We start from the raw sequence: 15,315 nt of genomic DNA, 5'->3' as shown, positions 1-15,315 counted from the left end.
TCTCAACAGCTACCAGCATAGAAACCACCGATGAATCGGGAAACTACGTGACCACCTCCCCACTCCCGCGACCTTAACTTGTCAGCCCTTTATAAAACGCCGACAATTCATCGATCGATAATAAAACGGAGGCACTCATGTCCACCTCATTCTTTGTTGCGGCCGACTGGCTGGCGGAACATATTGATGACCCGCAGATTCAAATTCTGGACGCGCGGATGGCACCGGCGGGTCAGGAAGCGCTGCGCGATATGGCGGCGGAATACCGCGACGGGCATATCCCCGGCGCGGTTTTTTTTGATATCGAAGCGCTGTCTGACCACACCAGCCCGCTGCCGCATATGATGCCGCGGGCGGAAACCTTCGCCGTGGCGATGCGCGAGCTTGGCGTCAGCAGCGATAAGCACCTGGTGGTTTATGATGAAGGCAATCTGTTCTCAGCGCCGCGCGCCTGGTGGATGCTACGCACCTTCGGCGTCGAAAGAGTGTCGATTGTCGCCGGTGGCCTCGAAGGCTGGCGCCGCGATGAATTGCCGCTGGAGAAAGGCGAACCGGACCTGCCAGAAGGCGAATTTGAGGTGAACTTCGATCCTGAGGTGATCAAACGCTTAACCGATGTGCTGCTGGTCAGCCATGAAGGATCGGCGCAGATCGTCGATGCCCGTCCGGCGGCGCGTTTTAACGGACTGGCGGATGAACCGCGTCCGGGCTTACGCCGCGGGCATATCCCCGGCGCGCTTAACGTCCCGTGGACCGAGCTGGTGATTAATGGCGAACTGAAGACAGTTGATGAGATGAACGATATCTTTAAGCGTCAGGGCGTTGATTTTTCACGACCGATTATCGCCAGCTGCGGCTCCGGGGTAACGGCGGCAGTGGTGGTACTGGCGTTGACCACCCTCGGCGTCAACGGCGTGTGCCTGTACGATGGTTCGTGGAGCGAATGGGGCGCGAGAACGGATTTGCCGATCGAGCCGGCTCCTGCCGCTGAGTAACCGCGGCGTGACCGCGGGCCTCCCGTCCCGCGGTCACTAAATAATTTCTGATTTTCCCCGCCCTTTTATTCTGCTTCTCGCCAAACCGGTTACTCTATCCTGCCGCAGGGCTTGTAGCTGCCGTATTTGCTCTACTTACACCCAATTTATAAGGAAATTAAATAATGACCGTTTCATTACAGAACCTCATGGATGTCGTAAAAAAGTACAACCGCAATCCCACACCGAAACCTATGCCGGAAGATGAGGTGGAGCGCCTGCGGGTCCGGAAATATCGCGATCCGCAAAATAGCGAAACCGTGGCGCTTCCGGACAGTCTGAAAGCGCTGTTGGCCTACGATTGCCAGCTGAAAGGCCCCTCCGGCCAGCTGGTACTGGAATGGGTTGTAGACTCTATTGATGAACATGGCATCCTGCTTTCCGACTCGCTGGATGAAGATGCTTATTACATGAATGGTCTTGATATGGCCGGACTGGACTTTGAAGAGCTGACGCCAATCTGGAACGACGATCCGCGTCTTCCAGCCCTGATTCGCATCAGCCATGCCGGCGATCAGCAGGTATTTATTTATGTCACTGAACGTGATGAACAGGGTGAATATCCTGTCGTCCGCTTCGAAGGTAAAGAGAATGACCTCTGGCTGGCGGAATCGTCGCTGATTGAATATCTGCAAGGGGTCTTTACCGATGAGGAGGAGAGCCACGACGAATGGCAACGCCAGCAGGACCTCAACCAGGCACGCGATGGCGCCTTGCTGGAGCTGGAATACATCCACGAGGACCTTTACGCGAAAATCGAAGGCTGCTCTGACTAACTCGCGGTCTCACCCCGAATAGCGCGGCCAGTTCGCGCTATTCACAGGGATGATAACGGCGTATGTATTGGGACGTGTCATCGTTAACGTCGTCTCCTCCAACCCGTATAACAATTAAGCTAATGCATGCGTATTTTTACCGAGTTGCGCTACGTTTATCCGGCCTATCAACTGTAATTTTCAGAATAACTCATGGTTTATTAATTTTTCAGGCATAAATAAGAACAAGGAAAGATAATGTCATTGATAGACAAAAATAATCGTGATAGCACACGAAATCATCTTTGGTCGGGCGGTATTGCGGGGCTGATCGTAGGGGGGGTTATACTCTATTTCTTGAACGAATGGGGATCCTGGCTTCCTGATATAACATTTAAGAACATTTTAATATGCTTATCTCGCGAAACAATGGAACAAAGAACTTACCCTGAGCTGAAGATATACATCGGCTTAATCTTTTCCAGCTTTCTTATTGTGTTATTACATCCCGGCTATGCCAAAGCATCCATCGCCGGATGGATATTGCACAACGAACCTTCAGCTAAAAATTGTTTTCGATATATAGTATGTGCGCTGATACTCAACTGTATCCTGCAGTACATCCTTTCATGCTATGTAACGTTATCTGCCATCCATACAATTAAGCATATTCTATATATAATGACTTTGCTGGCGACAGGTGGAATGCTACTGTACGACGCCTGGCGACAGTCACAACTTAATGACACTACGTTAAACCAATTGCGTCTCGCAGTATTAATAACAATAGCGCTTCAAGCTATCTGGCCTGTAAATTTATTAATTTTTTCCGCCCAAACATATGACAATATGGCCATGGGCTTGAGTATCGCAGCCGCGTTAATGTTAGGCGCTCTGCTGGCATTTTTAACCACGGCAGGTCTGACCTGCTTAGTACGTTTGTTGCTGGGTAAGAAAAACCTACGTGCCTGGCGCCCGCAGTTTGCGTTATTCAATGGAATAATTATTTTATGCGTAGCGGGAAGTTATCTGTTTAATATGATATCTCATTAATTTAGTCGCCCGCTGAATAGTTTTTTACCTGATAAGTCTCAAAACTACTTATCTCATATTAAATACTTCATGTAAACGTCATAACAAGGAATGATAATGGTAGATGATGGCAATGGCAATAACCTGCAAAAACTCCCGTGGTTAGGCGGTATCGCTGGTCTGATAGTAGGAGCTTTAATACTCTATTTCTGGAAGGAGTGGGCATCATGGCTTCCGGGAATCACATTTGAGAAAATGGCAACTTATGCCTATCAAAATGACCTTGAAAGAAATAGCTTACTGCCTATTACGGTATATGTCGATCTTCTTTTCTCGACTTTCCTACTTGTTCTTTTTCAACCTGGCTATCCACAAGCACCGATTGTATCTTGGGTATTACATAATAAACCCTCAGCTAAAAACATCATCATTTATATATTGCTCGCCTGGATGCTCAGTCTTATTATACAGGGTATCCTTATATCACTCCCACAAAGTACCTTACTAAAATCAATACTATATATACTGGCCTTACTGACCATAGTTAGAATGCTTGTAACCGATGCCTGGCGCCAGTCCCAGGCGCTTTCCTGCCCCTTAAATCAGTTGCGCCCCGCCGTTATTGCTATTATTGCTCTTCAGTCTATCTGGCCGATTAAAGCAACACTAATATTTGCCGATTTATATGACAACATCGGATTACGCTTGATGTTCCCAGTTGCAATAATGATTGGCGTTCTGCTGGCTTACTTAACCACGGCTGGTCTGGCCTGGTTAACGCGCCTTGTAATAGGCGAGAAAAACCTCCGGGCCTGGCGTGGGCAGTTTGCATTATTCAACGGAATAATCATCTTCTGTGTGGCGGGAAAATATTTTTTTCATTTGGTATCACGGTTTATGTAATAAAAAATATACACCGGGCGTCCAGCCATGCCGAAGCTGTATTAACCATTATTTTTGAATATAAGGACGGGGGTTGCCCCCCGTACGATTCAGATAATCCGGTTCTGCTTGAAATCGCGCAGGAAGCTGCCCCAGCGCTTTTCATAGAACGGCGTGATATGGGCAATCATAAAGTGGCTGATGCCCTTCTCGCCTTCTACCACCTGGCAAATATCGATAGGTTCATCGCCCGGCAAGGTATCGGTGGCCACGCTGCCGGTGGTCTGGATAATGGATTCAATATCCCCTTCCGCTTCAATCCCGATCAACAAGTTTGCCGGCGCGTCGGCGCTCTCTTTAATCGAGCACAGAAACGCCCGCTTGACGGTCTTCAGCGTTTTGAACAGCGTGGTCAGCGAATCCACCATCTGCGCCGGCGGTTCGGCGACTTCAGACAGCAGCAGCGCTTCGCCGCCTTCCAGTACCGTCTGGGTACTGAGCGGGCTGCCCTCTTCACCCAGCAGATGGCTGATTTCCCGCGGGGTAAATTCTTTGCCGCTCGGCAGCTTCGGGTTGAGAAACAGCGATTCGCCCAGCGTCATCGCCATCAGCGTGCGCGCCGGCATCATCACGAAGGCCTGTTCCTCTTCTACCGCCTGCTGTAGCGCCTCCAGCGAGGTGAAGAACGGAATGACCGACGTGCCGTCATCTTTTTCCCAATGCTTTAGATCGAGGGCGCTATCTTCGACAATCTGCTCGCCGTCCGCCGCGCTACCCGGCACCCAGACGGTGGCCTCAAGCAGCGCGGTGAAAAATGCCGGACGATGGGCAGGCTCGGTCGCTGCCTTCTCCAGCAGGGTTTCTAATTCATTTTTAGTATCAGACATAGATTCGCTACTTCAAAAATCGCCCGTCCGCGCGGGCCTACGGTTTTCCAGGCCGGGTAAGCGTAGCGCCACCCGGCAAGGCCATTACTCAGCCGTCAGCAGATTAGCGATAGTGCGCACGCCAAGGCCAGTCGCACCCGCCGACCACTGTTCAACCGCAGCTTTACGGTAAGTCGCAGAGCAGTCGATATGCAGCCAGCCCTGGTGGTAGTTTTCCACGAAGTGGGACAGGAAGCCCGCTGCGGTGCTGGCGCCGGCCGGATACGCCGCGCTGCCGGTGTTGTTCAGCTCAGCGAAGTTAGACGGCAGCTGGTTGCGGTGGAATTCGGCCAGCGGCAGACGCCAGAAGGCTTCATTTTCCGCCTGCGCGCTCGCCAGCAGACGATTCGCCAGCGCGTCGTCAAAGCTAAACAGCGCGTGGTAGTCGTTACCCAACGCCGTTTTCGCCGCACCGGTCAGGGTGGCGGCATCGATGATCAGCTGCGGCTTCTGCGCCGAGGCGTCGATCAGGCCATCCGCCAGCACCAAGCGACCTTCGGCGTCGGTATTCATGATTTCAACGGTTTTACCGTTGCGGTAATGAATGATATCGCCAAGCTTGAAAGCGTTGCCGCTAATCAGGTTATCCGCGCAGCACAGGAACAGCTTCACACGTTTGTTCAGACCTCGGGTAATGGCGAAAGCCAGCGCGCCGGTCACGGTGGCCGCGCCGCCCATGTCGGATTTCATCGAATCCATAAAGGCGCTTTGCTTGATGCTGTAGCCGCCGGAGTCGAAAGTGATGCCTTTGCCGACCAGACAGGCGTATACCGGCGCGTCTTTATCGCCAGTCGGGTTATAGTCCAGCGCCAGCAGGACCGGCGGGCGCTCGGAGCCGCGGCCAACGGTATGCAGGCCAAGATAGTTTTGCTCGCGCAGATCTTCGCCTTTGGTGATGCGATAGCTGACCTTTTCGCCCGCCACGCCGCACAGCAGATCGACGGCGCGCTGGGCCAGCTGTTCTGGCCCCAGCTCTTCTGCCGGTGCGTTGATGGTGTCGCGAACCCAATCGATAATCGTCAGGCGGTTATCCAGCTCGCTGCGCTGCGCGTCGTCCAGGGTTGGCCATTCGACCTGGCGCTGACCTTTCGGCCCTTTATAGCCGGCCCAAAAGGCCCAAGCGCGATCGGTATTCCAGCCTTCGCCGCTCAGGGCGACGTGCTTGATACCCATGCCGTCAATTTTGCGCGCCGCGCGCTGGATTAACCCCAGGTCGTCTTTACCGTTGAGATGTAAGGCGATACCGTCGTTATTGATACTCCAGGTCGCTTTTTCTCCCCAGCGCGCATCGGCAGGCAGAGTAGAAAGCGTAATCTTCATGGCTTCGGTCATTATCTTTATCCTTATTAGCAAACGGGCCACCCTATGGCAGCCCGTTAAAATTTTTCCGCTTGAGGCGAAAATTATTCGGCTTCGTCTAACCAGACTAGCAGAATCGCCTCCAGAATTTTTTCATTGGATGCGTTTGGGTCGTCATCGAACTCTTCCAGGTCGCAAATCCACTGATGCATATCGGTGAAGCGAACGGTTTTCGGGTCGAGATCCGGGTAAGCGTCATACAAGGCTTCGCCGATTTCGCGACTGTCGGTCCATTTCAGTGCCATATTAGTGCTCGCGTGCGTGGTTGATGGTGTAACGCGGGATCTCAACGACCAGATCTTCGTCGGTAACGCGCGCCTGGCAGCTCAGACGGCTGTCAGGTTCTAGCCCCCAGGCTTTATCCAGCATGTCGTCTTCATCTTCGCTACTTTCCGCCAGCGAGTCAAAACCTTCACGCACGATGCAGTGGCAGGTGGTGCAGGCACAGGATTTTTCACAGGCGTGTTCAATCTCGATACCGCTACGCAGCGCCGCATCCAGAATGGTTTCACCGCTCTCAGCTTCCACAACTACGCCATCCGGACACAGGTCCTGGTGGGGCAGAAAAACAATTTTTGGCATTTTAAACCTCGTCCACGGATTGGCCTTTCAGCGCAGCGCGGACCGACTGGTCCATGCGGCGTGCGGCGAATTCCTGGGTTTGTGTGTCGATATTTTTAATGGCTTCTTTAATCGCGTCGGCATCTTCGCCTGCCGCGGCGGCGCGAACTTGCTCCGCGGCGGCATCGATAACCTGACGCTCTGCGGCGCTTAACAGCGCGGCGTCGGCGGCCAGCGCGCTTTCCAGGCTCTCCAGTACGCGAGCGGCTTCGACTTTCTGTTCAGCCAGCATACGCGCCTGGATATCCTGTTCGGCGTAGCTCATCGAATCTTTAATCATGTTGGCGATTTCGCCATCGGTCAGGCCGTAAGACGGTTTCACCTGGATTGAGGCTTCCACGCCGGTCGATTTCTCCATCGCCGTGACGCTCAGCAGACCGTCGGCATCAACCTGGAAGGTCACGCGAATATGCGCCCCGCCCGCCGGCAGCGCCGGGATACCGCGCAGCGCAAAACGCGCCAGCGAGCGGCAATCCTGCACCAGCTCACGCTCGCCCTGCATCACGTGAATGGACATCGCCGTTTGGCCATCTTTGAAAGTGGTAAACTCCTGCGCGCGGGCCACCGGAATGGTGGTATTACGCGGGATCACTTTCTCTACCAGGCCGCCCATGGTTTCCAGCCCAAGCGACAGCGGGATAACATCAAGCAGCAGCAGTTCGCTGTCTGGTTTGTTGCCGACCAGAATATCCGCCTGAATCGCCGCGCCGATGGCGACGACTTTGTCCGGGTCGATAGAGGTCAGCGGGGTACGGCCAAAGAATTCGCCAACGCGCTCACGCACCAACGGCACGCGGGTGGAACCGCCGACCATCACCACTTCCAGCACCTCTTGCGCTTCAACGCCGGCGTCTTTCAGCGCGCGACGGCAGGCCATCAGGGTACGTTTTACCAGTGGGGCAATCAGATCGTTAAACTGGCTACGGGTGATATCGCCCTGCCAGCCGCCGACTTCGACGTGCGCCACGTCGGCGTCGCTTAAGGCGATTTTCGCCGCAATGGCGGCATCCAGCAGCTCACGCTGCAGGCGGTTATCGCTACGGTCGCTGAGGCCCGCCTGCTCGCGCAGATAGTCGGCCAGCAGATGGTCGAAATCATCGCCGCCGAGAGCGGAATCACCGCCGGTCGCCAGCACTTCAAACACCCCACGGCTTAAGCGCAGAATGGAGATATCAAAGGTACCGCCGCCGAGATCGTAAACCGCAATCACCCCTTCCTGGCCGGAATCGAGGCCGTAGGCGATAGCCGCCGCGGTCGGCTCATTGAGCAAACGCAGCACGTGCAGGCCCGCCAGACGCGCCGCGTCTTTGGTTCCCTGACGCTGAGCGTCATCGAAATAGGCCGGAACGGTAATGACCACGCCGTCGAGATCGCCCGCCAGCGCTTCAGTGGCGCGGGCGGCCAGCGCTTTCAGGATGTCGGCGGAGACCCGCACCGGGTTCAACAGGCCGCCGGCGGTCTGGATCATCGGCAGTCCATTTTCACTGGCCTGCAGCTGGTATGGCAAGTGCGGATAGCGGGTTTGAATATCGGCGAGGGAACGCCCCATCATTCGCTTCACCGAGCTGATGGTGTTCACCGGATCCTGAGCGGCATTGAGCCGGGCTTCATAGCCGACGGTCAGTCCAGAGGCGTGGTAGTTCACGACCGACGGCAGCAGGTAGCGGCCTTGATGGTCGGGCAGAGTTTCGGCCTGGCCGCTACGCACGGTAGCAACCAGAGAATTGGTGGTGCCAAGGTCGATACCTGCCGCCAATCGACGCTGATGCGGCGCGGCGCTCAGACCAGGCTCACTAATTTGTAATAGGGCCATAATTGCTTCCGAAAATTAAAAGTCGAGCAGTTTTTCTTCGAGTTCTTCAGCACTGCTGCGCAGTTTATCGAGAAAACGGAGCTTGCGTACAGTATCAGCCGCCGCATCCCAGGTCTCGTTTTGCAATTGTTCAACCATCAGTTGATGGCGGGTATCAAACAGCGCTTTTACCCGTTTGATAAAGGTTTCCAGCCGCGCTTCGTCTTTCGCCTGGCCGATTTCATCGAGCTCTTCGCGCAGTTCCAGCTGTTCCATCAGGAACGCGGTGTCGCGGACAGTGTGCTGCTCGCTGGCGAGGTCAAAACCGTGCAGCGAAAGGAGATATTCCGCACGGGTCAGCGGATGACGCAGAGTCTGCCAGGCCTGGTTAATGGTGGCGGAGTGCTGAACCGCAGCCAGCTGTTCCGCAGCGGGCGCGCTGGCAAATTTATCCGGATGGTACTGGCGCTGCAGATCCTGATACCGGACAGCCAGTTGTTCAAGCGAGAGGGTATAGCTGGCTGGTAACCCGAAGAGGGTGAAATAGTCCATAGTAACCTCAGGGTCATGCATCTAAACTAAAACCCCACGCGCGGCGTGACCGCGGTGGGGTTGGGGATTACCGATTATACGTTAAAGCTTTCGCCGCAACCGCACTCATCTTTCACGTTCGGGTTGGTAAATTTAAACCCTTCGTTAAGGCCTTCTTTGACGAAGTCCAGTTGAGTGCCGTCGAGGAATTGCAGGCTCTTACCGTCGATCACGACTTTCACGCCTTTGTCTTCAAACACGGTGTCTTCTGCCGCCGGCTCGTCAACAAATTCCAGTACATAAGCCATACCTGAACAACCGGAGGTTCTTACCCCCAGACGCAGGCCAAAGCCTTTACCGCGGTTCGCCAGGAAGGAATTGACTCGCGCTGCTGCACTGTCGCTTAAGGTAATCGACATAACAAACCTCAACTCTTAATTATTTTGCTTCACGTTTGCTTTTGTAATCCGCAATCGCGGCTTTAATCGCGTCTTCCGCCAGGATAGAGCAGTGAATTTTCACCGGCGGCAGTTCCAGTTCATCGGCGATATCGGTGTTCTTGATAGCCTGCGCTTCGTCCAGCGATTTACCTTTCACCCACTCGGTGACCAGGGAGCTGGAAGCGATAGCGGAACCGCAGCCATAGGTCTTGAAGCGCGCGTCTTCAATGATACCTTCATTGTTGACTTTAATCTGCAACTTCATGACGTCGCCGCACGCAGGTGCGCCAACCATACCGCTACCGACGCTGTCGTCGCTGTTGTCGAAAGAGCCGACGTTGCGCGGGTTTTCGTAATGATCGATGACTTTTTCGCTGTATGCCATGATGAATTCTCCTTATCGGTGCCGAATTAGTGATGTGACCATTCAATGCTGTTCAGATCCACGCCCTGCTTGAACATTTCCCACAGCGGAGAAAGATCGCGCAGACGGCCGATGGAGTTACGAACCAGTTTGATGGTGTAGTCAATCTCTTCTTCGGTAGTGAAACGACCTAAAGAGAAACGAATAGAACTGTGCGCCAGTTCATCAGTCATGCCTAACGCGCGCAGCACGTAGGATGGCTCAAGGCTCGCGGAAGTACAGGCTGAACCGGAGGAAACCGCCAGGTCTTTCAGCGCCATAATCAGCGACTCGCCTTCAACATAGTTGAAGCTGACGTTGAGAATGTTCGGCGCGCCCTGCTCGAGGTCGCCATTCAGATAGACTTCTTCCATATCTTTCACGCCGTTCCACAGACGGTCACGCAGGCCGCGCAGGCGCGCCATTTCGCTTTCCATCTCTTCTTTGGCGATACGGTAAGCTTCGCCCATACCGACGATCTGGTGGACAGGCAGGGTGCCTGAACGCATGCCGCGCTCGTGGCCGCCACCGTGCATCTGCGCTTCGATGCGGATACGCGGCTTACGGCGTACGTACAGCGCGCCGATACCTTTCGGGCCGTAAATTTTGTGACCGGAGAAGGACATCAGGTCAACTTTCAGCTGGCTCAGATCGATAGGCAGCTTGCCCACGCTCTGGGTGGCGTCAACGTGGTAAATGATACCGCGGGCGCGGCACATCTCGCCGATGGTAGCGATATCCTGCACCACGCCGATTTCGTTGTTCACGTGCATAATGGAAACCAGGATGGTGTCGTCACGCATCGCCGCTTCCAGTTCTTTCAGATCGATAATACCGTTGCTCTGCGGAGCAAGGTAGGTCACTTCAAAACCTTCGCGCTCAAGCTGACGGCAGGTATCCAGTACCGCTTTATGCTCGGTTTTGCTGGTGATGATGTGCTTGCCTTTTTTCTGATAAAAGTTGGCTGCACCTTTAATCGCCAGGTTATCGGATTCCGTTGCGCCGGAGGTAAAGACGATTTCGCGCGGATCGGCACCGACCAGTTCGGCAATCTGATTACGGGCGATATCTACCGCCTCTTCAGCCTGCCAACCGAAACGGTGAGAACGTGAGGCCGGGTTACCAAAGGTCCCGTCCAGGGTCAGGAACTGCATCATTTTCTCGGCAACACGCGGGTCCACCGGCGTTGTTGCGGAGTAATCGAGGTAAATCGGTAATTTCATTGCTCTTAAACTCCGTACATCACTCAATGCAAGGAACCAGGCAACCGGCTTGATGTACGACCGAGTACACGAGATGCCTCAACATCCCGGCCTGATTCTGAAAATCTTTATTATTGCTATCTACCCTGCCGTTTCACCTTGCAGCCCGTAAGCCGCAAGCTGAAACTAAGCCTCGTGCTAGGCGCGCAGTTTTACGTCAATGGCGTCCTGAGAACGCGTAGTACGCTGAGATTCATGATTGTGCTGACGACCAGAAACATCGAGGATTTCCTGGTTATTCACCAGTTCGCCCAGGGTGATGTTGTTGAGGAAACCGGTCAAACGTTCGCTCAGATCGCGCCACAGCGCGTGGGTCAGACACTTATCGCCACCCTGGCAGCCGCCTTTACCCTGACAACGGGTGGCGTCAACGGATTCGTCTACGGCGCTGATCACTTCGCCTACGGCGATGCTGCCAGCTTCTTTACCTAACAGGTAACCGCCGCCTGGCCCACGAACGCTGGATACCAGACCATTTTTACGCAGGCGAGAGAACAGCTGTTCCAGATAGGAAAGCGAAATTCCCTGACGCTCTGAAATATCTGCCAACGGAACCGGGCCCGTTTCAGAGTTGAGCGCAACGTCAAGCATTGCGGTCACGGCATAACGCCCTTTAGATGTCAGTCTCATGTCTTACTTAACCTCAAACTCGCCCCTGCCCGGGCTTTTTATTAATATGGGTATTGCATAGCAGGGCCAAGTCTGACATTCCCGAGTAAATTGGTCAACTATTTACTTGACTGTTTTAGTCAGGTATTTGGCTTTCCGTGCCGTTATTGATTTCGAGCCGCTCCCGGGCTACAACAGCGATGTGGATTCGTAGGCCGGATAAGCGAAGCGCCATCCGGCGTTAACGCGCTTACTTACCTTTATTCTGCTGCTCAATAGACGCCAGCATCCCGCGCAGGATGTTCAGCTCCTGGCTTTCCGGACGCGCGCGTGTGAACAGACGACGCAGCTTGTTCATCACCTGCCCCGGATGATTCGGGCGGATAAAACCGGTCGCCAGCAGAGTCTGCTCAAGGTGGCCGTAAAAACGTTCTAAATCATCGACCAGCGGATACGGCGTTTCTTCATGTTCAATCGCCGGCTGCGCCTGCTCCTGAGTCGCCAGCCAGGCCATCCGCACTTCATAGGCGATAACCTGCACCGCCATCGCCAGGTTCAGCGAGCTGTACTCGGGGTTGGCAGCGATCGCCACGTGATAGTGGCACTTCTGCAGTTCGTCGTTAGTCAGGCCAACGCGCTCGCGACCAAAGACCAGCGCGACCGGCGCATGTTGGCCTTCGGCGACGCTTTTCAGACCGCATTCGCGCGGATCCAGCATCGGCCACGGCAGCGTGCGGGAACGTGCGCTGGTGCCAACCACCAGGCTACAGCCCGCCAGCGCTTCATCAAGGGTATCGACGATCTGCGCGTTGCCAATCACATCGCTGGCGCCAGCAGCCAGCGCGATGGCCTGGGAATCAGGTTTCACCAGCGGGTTGACCAGCCACAGGTTAGTTAAGCCCATGGTTTTCATCGCGCGGGCAACGGAGCCCATATTGCCGGTGTGTGAGGTTTCTACCAGTACGATTCGAATATTTTGCAGCATTATGGTTCTTCGGCTAAAGATTATTCGTGCATGCTAACATAAAACGGAGACATAAGCAGAATTCGCTGTTACTATATGCGCCGTTTTTTCCCGTTCTTTAACATCCAGTGAGAGATACCGATGCATCCGATGCTGAACATTGCCGTGCGCGCAGCGCGCAAGGCGGGTAATTTAATTGCCAAGCACTACGAAACGCCAGATTCCGTAGAAACCAGCCAGAAAGGCAGCAATGACTTTGTGACTAACGTCGATAAAGCCGCAGAAGCGATTATTATCGAAACCATTCGCAAGTCTTACCCACAGCACACCATCATCACCGAAGAAAGCGGCGAGCACGCTGGTGAAGATCAGGATATTCAATGGGTTATCGATCCACTGGATGGCACCACCAACTTCGTTAAACGTCTGCCACACTTCTCTGTTTCCATCGCCGTACGCATTAAAGGCCGTACTGAAGTCGCGGTGGTTTACGATCCAATGCGTAATGAACTGTTCACCGCCACCCGCGGCCAGGGCGCGCAGCTGAACGGCTACCGTCTGCGCGGCAGCAACGCTCGCGATCTCGACGGTACTATCATCGCCACCGGTTTCCCGTTCAAAGCGAAGCAGCACGCTACCGCTTACATGAACATCCTCGGCAACATGTTCACCGAGTGCGCTGACTTCCGTCGCACCGGTTCCGCCGCGCTGGATCTGGCCTACGTTGCCGCTGGCCGCGTTGACGGTTACTTTGAAATCGCCCTCAAACCGTGGGATTTCGCCGCTGGTGAACTGATCGCTCGTGAAGCAGGCGCCATCGTTTGCGACTTCACCGGTGGTCATAACTATATGCTGACCGGCAACATCGTAGCCGGTAACCCGCGCGTCGTGAAAGCGATGCTGGCGAACATGCGCGAGCAGCTGAGCGAAGCGCTGAAGCGTTAATTTCTCACTGAATGTAAAAAGGAAGCCGCGGCTTCCTTTTTTTATACCCTAAAACGGCCGCAAGCCGCCGCCCGGCGGGATCGCGCTACTCCACATCACGACAGCCGCCGTCAATAGTGCCACGCCGCCGGCCAGCGCCAGCGTCGCCCAGCCAACCTGTTTCCACATCGCCGGCGCCTGATGGCGACTCAGGCGGATAGCCAACTGGCGGAATCCATGCACCAACAGCGCCAGCCCGCTTATGGTCAGCGACGTTCCCGCCGCCATCACCAGCGCGGCCGCCATGCCCCAGCCAAAGACGCCGATTACCTTGCTGAACAGCAGCACCATAATCGCTCCCGAGCAGGGACGCATGCCCATCGACAGTACAATCGCCAGCCTGGCGCGCCAGTCGTCGCCACTCTGTAGTTGATCCGGCGCCGGAAGGTGCTGATGGCCGCAGCCGCAATGTTCATCATGGACGTGATGCGGGGTAAAAGCGGTAAACGTTGGCCGCCGCAGCAAGACTCGCAGTTTTTTCAATGCCCGCCCGCACAGTAAAAGCCCCAATGCGCCGACCAGCAGATAGCTCCCCTTCTCCAGCCAGAAGCTGCTGAGATGCAGTTGACGCGCCGGAAGCTGCAGCAGCGTCAATACCACCACCACCAGCGCTATCGCCACCATTCCCTGCAACAGCGATGCCGCCAGCGTCAGCGCAATACTCGATTTCAGCTTTGAGGGATGGGTGGCAAGCCAGGTGGTAATCACGATTTTTCCGTGGCCGGGGCCAAGCGCGTGCAGTACGCCGTAGACAAAGCTAAACCCGAGCAGCGACAGCCCCGCCGCTGACGGATTATCCGCCACCGCCTGCAGCAGTTGGCTGAGCTCAAGATTCAGTGAACGCTGCCAGACCGCGCTTTGCAACAGTACCTGCGGCCAGGCGAGCCACAACCAGATACCGCCCACGACGCTCAGCGTCAGAAACAGCGCCAGCGGCCAGAGTGATTTCCAGCGCGGCGCCCGCGCTCGCGGCGTAAAAACTACTGACATTTCAAGGTCACCTTCTGGGCGAAGTAGTTACCCAGTTCCATGTCTTCCGGCGGCGCGTCCTCTTTATCGAGCGACTGCGCATAAGACAACATTTTGTCGTTGGGTTTCGGCGTCATTACCGTGGCCTTGCAGGAGGCCCGCAGCGCGGCAGGCAGTGAAAAATCGCTATCCTGCTCATAAAACATATCGACGTAGTAGGTCGGATCGAAGGTGGATAAAGTAAAGGTCTGTCCGGCAACAGGTTCCGGCGTCGCCAGCGGCAAGGTGAAGGTGAGTACCGCCTGCAGCCCGCTACGAGCAAGGCCGTAGCCATCCGGACGGTTAGCAAACTTAACCCGCTGGCCGTTATGCCACAGTTCGCTGAAGTAGTGCTGACCGAGTACGTTGGCCATGACCTCCGCCGCGAGTTTTTTCCATACTTCGCTGCCCGGCTTTGCATTGCCGGCATCATAGAGCAGATCCGCTGAGGTTATTTCGTCCATCGTCCAGCGCATGTTAAAGCCGGTCAACAGACCGTCTTTCACCACGGCTTCACTCTGCAAATTAATGAAGCTGTGCGGATGCGCAACGGCTGACAATGATAAAACCATGAAAAATGCCGCACCGACGCAGTGTTTCACTCTCTTCATCTGTTCCTCGCGTGAAAAATTCTGTGAACTTCGCCAGCAATCCTGATCTAAAGGCCGCGGTCCGCCCTGCTCACCCTGCATCCTTTGGCTATTCTTAGCTGA

The 15,315-nt window shown here is 54.9% G+C and carries 18 protein-coding genes; 5 read left to right on the top strand and 13 right to left on the bottom strand.

The window, feature by feature from the left end; translation table 11 throughout:
• Nucleotides 1-137: 137 nt before the first annotated feature.
• From sseA to PGQ95_RS19300, 4 genes are all read left to right on the top strand, one after another.
• The gene (sseA, locus tag PGQ95_RS19315; protein WP_087858404.1) at nucleotides 138-995 is read left to right on the top strand and encodes a 3-mercaptopyruvate sulfurtransferase; all 858 of its coding nucleotides are present in this window, start codon (nucleotides 138-140) and stop codon (nucleotides 993-995) included.
• A gap of 164 nt (nucleotides 996-1,159) precedes the next feature.
• A complete protein-coding gene (locus PGQ95_RS19310; protein ID WP_087858403.1) occupies nucleotides 1,160-1,810 on the top strand; it encodes a DUF5066 family protein in 651 nt (216 codons plus the stop codon).
• 237 nt (nucleotides 1,811-2,047) lie between these two features.
• Nucleotides 2,048-2,842, top strand: a complete 795-nt coding sequence (locus tag PGQ95_RS19305; RefSeq protein ID WP_087858402.1) for a hypothetical protein — start codon at nucleotides 2,048-2,050, stop codon at nucleotides 2,840-2,842.
• Nucleotides 2,843-2,938: 96 nt separating this feature from the next.
• Nucleotides 2,939-3,724 (top strand): hypothetical protein, encoded by a 786-nt coding sequence (locus tag PGQ95_RS19300; RefSeq protein ID WP_430919052.1) that lies wholly within the window; start codon nucleotides 2,939-2,941, stop codon nucleotides 3,722-3,724.
• A gap of 89 nt (nucleotides 3,725-3,813) precedes the next feature.
• Here PGQ95_RS19300 and sseB read toward each other — a convergent pair whose 3' ends face one another.
• The 11 genes from sseB to trmJ form a co-directional block, all read right to left on the bottom strand.
• Nucleotides 3,814-4,590: an enhanced serine sensitivity protein SseB gene (gene sseB, locus PGQ95_RS19295; protein WP_087858400.1), complete on the bottom strand. Its 777-nt coding sequence runs from the start codon at nucleotides 4,588-4,590 to the stop codon at nucleotides 3,814-3,816.
• An 84-nt stretch (nucleotides 4,591-4,674) separates the two neighbouring features.
• Nucleotides 4,675-5,961, bottom strand: a complete 1,287-nt coding sequence (gene pepB / locus PGQ95_RS19290; RefSeq protein WP_015370317.1) for an aminopeptidase PepB — start codon at nucleotides 5,959-5,961, stop codon at nucleotides 4,675-4,677.
• A gap of 71 nt (nucleotides 5,962-6,032) precedes the next feature.
• Nucleotides 6,033-6,233 (bottom strand): Fe-S cluster assembly protein IscX, encoded by a 201-nt coding sequence (iscX, locus tag PGQ95_RS19285; RefSeq protein ID WP_002913954.1) that lies wholly within the window; start codon nucleotides 6,231-6,233, stop codon nucleotides 6,033-6,035.
• A 1-nt stretch (nucleotide 6,234) separates the two neighbouring features.
• Nucleotides 6,235-6,570 carry an ISC system 2Fe-2S type ferredoxin gene (fdx, locus tag PGQ95_RS19280; RefSeq protein WP_012540871.1) on the bottom strand — a complete coding sequence of 112 codons (336 nt, stop codon included), beginning with the start codon at nucleotides 6,568-6,570 and terminating at the stop codon, nucleotides 6,235-6,237.
• 1 nt (nucleotide 6,571) lies between these two features.
• Nucleotides 6,572-8,422, bottom strand: a complete 1,851-nt coding sequence (hscA, locus tag PGQ95_RS19275; protein WP_012540870.1) for a Fe-S protein assembly chaperone HscA — start codon at nucleotides 8,420-8,422, stop codon at nucleotides 6,572-6,574.
• Between the two features lie 15 nt (nucleotides 8,423-8,437).
• The gene (hscB, locus tag PGQ95_RS19270) at nucleotides 8,438-8,953 is read right to left on the bottom strand and encodes a co-chaperone HscB (protein WP_047053904.1); all 516 of its coding nucleotides are present in this window, start codon (nucleotides 8,951-8,953) and stop codon (nucleotides 8,438-8,440) included.
• A gap of 74 nt (nucleotides 8,954-9,027) precedes the next feature.
• On the bottom strand, nucleotides 9,028-9,351 hold the full coding sequence (gene iscA, locus PGQ95_RS19265; protein WP_012540868.1) for an iron-sulfur cluster assembly protein IscA: 324 nt from the start codon (nucleotides 9,349-9,351) through the stop codon (nucleotides 9,028-9,030).
• Between the two features lie 19 nt (nucleotides 9,352-9,370).
• Complete coding sequence (iscU, locus tag PGQ95_RS19260; protein ID WP_004866383.1) at nucleotides 9,371-9,757, bottom strand: Fe-S cluster assembly scaffold IscU; 387 nt, start codon at nucleotides 9,755-9,757, stop codon at nucleotides 9,371-9,373.
• A 26-nt stretch (nucleotides 9,758-9,783) separates the two neighbouring features.
• On the bottom strand, nucleotides 9,784-10,998 hold the full coding sequence (gene iscS, locus PGQ95_RS19255) for a cysteine desulfurase (RefSeq protein WP_015703173.1): 1,215 nt from the start codon (nucleotides 10,996-10,998) through the stop codon (nucleotides 9,784-9,786).
• Nucleotides 10,999-11,175: 177 nt separating this feature from the next.
• Entirely contained in the window at nucleotides 11,176-11,667 is a 492-nt protein-coding gene (gene iscR / locus PGQ95_RS19250) for a Fe-S cluster assembly transcriptional regulator IscR (protein WP_015370314.1), read from the bottom strand.
• A 229-nt stretch (nucleotides 11,668-11,896) separates the two neighbouring features.
• Complete coding sequence (gene trmJ / locus PGQ95_RS19245) at nucleotides 11,897-12,631, bottom strand: tRNA (cytosine(32)/uridine(32)-2'-O)-methyltransferase TrmJ (protein WP_045377574.1); 735 nt, start codon at nucleotides 12,629-12,631, stop codon at nucleotides 11,897-11,899.
• A 120-nt stretch (nucleotides 12,632-12,751) separates the two neighbouring features.
• Here trmJ and suhB point away from each other — a divergent pair, with 120 nt between their 5' ends.
• Nucleotides 12,752-13,555: an inositol-1-monophosphatase gene (gene suhB, locus PGQ95_RS19240; RefSeq protein ID WP_015370312.1), complete on the top strand. Its 804-nt coding sequence runs from the start codon at nucleotides 12,752-12,754 to the stop codon at nucleotides 13,553-13,555.
• A 48-nt stretch (nucleotides 13,556-13,603) separates the two neighbouring features.
• Here suhB and PGQ95_RS19235 read toward each other — a convergent pair whose 3' ends face one another.
• Complete coding sequence (locus tag PGQ95_RS19235) at nucleotides 13,604-14,584, bottom strand: nickel/cobalt transporter (RefSeq protein ID WP_430919048.1); 981 nt, start codon at nucleotides 14,582-14,584, stop codon at nucleotides 13,604-13,606.
• Entirely contained in the window at nucleotides 14,575-15,213 is a 639-nt protein-coding gene (locus tag PGQ95_RS19230) for a DUF1007 family protein (protein WP_213794774.1), read from the bottom strand. Before PGQ95_RS19230 ends, PGQ95_RS19235 begins: the two co-directional genes overlap by 10 nt.
• Nucleotides 15,214-15,315 lie beyond the last annotated feature (102 nt).

It is taken from the genome of Klebsiella sp. 141240 (genome assembly GCF_050600805.1).
Lineage (GTDB): Bacteria > Pseudomonadota > Gammaproteobacteria > Enterobacterales > Enterobacteriaceae > Klebsiella > Klebsiella aerogenes.
Note: the sequence above shows the minus strand (reverse complement) of the source record. Positions and strands in the feature narration are given on the sequence as shown.

Coding starts and splice junctions, on each gene's coding strand:
- trmJ (WP_045377574.1), bottom strand. CDS start 12,631: ATGCTGCAAAATATTCGAATCGTACTGGTAGAAACCTCACACACCGGC.
- pepB (WP_015370317.1), bottom strand. CDS start 5,961: ATGACCGAAGCCATGAAGATTACGCTTTCTACTCTGCCTGCCGATGCG.
- iscU (WP_004866383.1), bottom strand. CDS start 9,757: ATGGCATACAGCGAAAAAGTCATCGATCATTACGAAAACCCGCGCAAC.
- sseA (WP_087858404.1), top strand. CDS start 138: ATGTCCACCTCATTCTTTGTTGCGGCCGACTGGCTGGCGGAACATATT.
- suhB (WP_015370312.1), top strand. CDS start 12,752: ATGCATCCGATGCTGAACATTGCCGTGCGCGCAGCGCGCAAGGCGGGT.
- iscA (WP_012540868.1), bottom strand. CDS start 9,351: ATGTCGATTACCTTAAGCGACAGTGCAGCAGCGCGAGTCAATTCCTTC.
- iscR (WP_015370314.1), bottom strand. CDS start 11,667: ATGAGACTGACATCTAAAGGGCGTTATGCCGTGACCGCAATGCTTGAC.
- iscS (WP_015703173.1), bottom strand. CDS start 10,998: ATGAAATTACCGATTTACCTCGATTACTCCGCAACAACGCCGGTGGAC.
- PGQ95_RS19300 (WP_430919052.1), top strand. CDS start 2,939: ATGGTAGATGATGGCAATGGCAATAACCTGCAAAAACTCCCGTGGTTA.
- hscA (WP_012540870.1), bottom strand. CDS start 8,422: ATGGCCCTATTACAAATTAGTGAGCCTGGTCTGAGCGCCGCGCCGCAT.
- hscB (WP_047053904.1), bottom strand. CDS start 8,953: ATGGACTATTTCACCCTCTTCGGGTTACCAGCCAGCTATACCCTCTCG.
- PGQ95_RS19230 (WP_213794774.1), bottom strand. CDS start 15,213: ATGAAGAGAGTGAAACACTGCGTCGGTGCGGCATTTTTCATGGTTTTA.
- sseB (WP_087858400.1), bottom strand. CDS start 4,590: ATGTCTGATACTAAAAATGAATTAGAAACCCTGCTGGAGAAGGCAGCG.
- PGQ95_RS19310 (WP_087858403.1), top strand. CDS start 1,160: ATGACCGTTTCATTACAGAACCTCATGGATGTCGTAAAAAAGTACAAC.
- fdx (WP_012540871.1), bottom strand. CDS start 6,570: ATGCCAAAAATTGTTTTTCTGCCCCACCAGGACCTGTGTCCGGATGGC.
- PGQ95_RS19235 (WP_430919048.1), bottom strand. CDS start 14,584: ATGTCAGTAGTTTTTACGCCGCGAGCGCGGGCGCCGCGCTGGAAATCA.
- PGQ95_RS19305 (WP_087858402.1), top strand. CDS start 2,048: ATGTCATTGATAGACAAAAATAATCGTGATAGCACACGAAATCATCTT.
- iscX (WP_002913954.1), bottom strand. CDS start 6,233: ATGGCACTGAAATGGACCGACAGTCGCGAAATCGGCGAAGCCTTGTAT.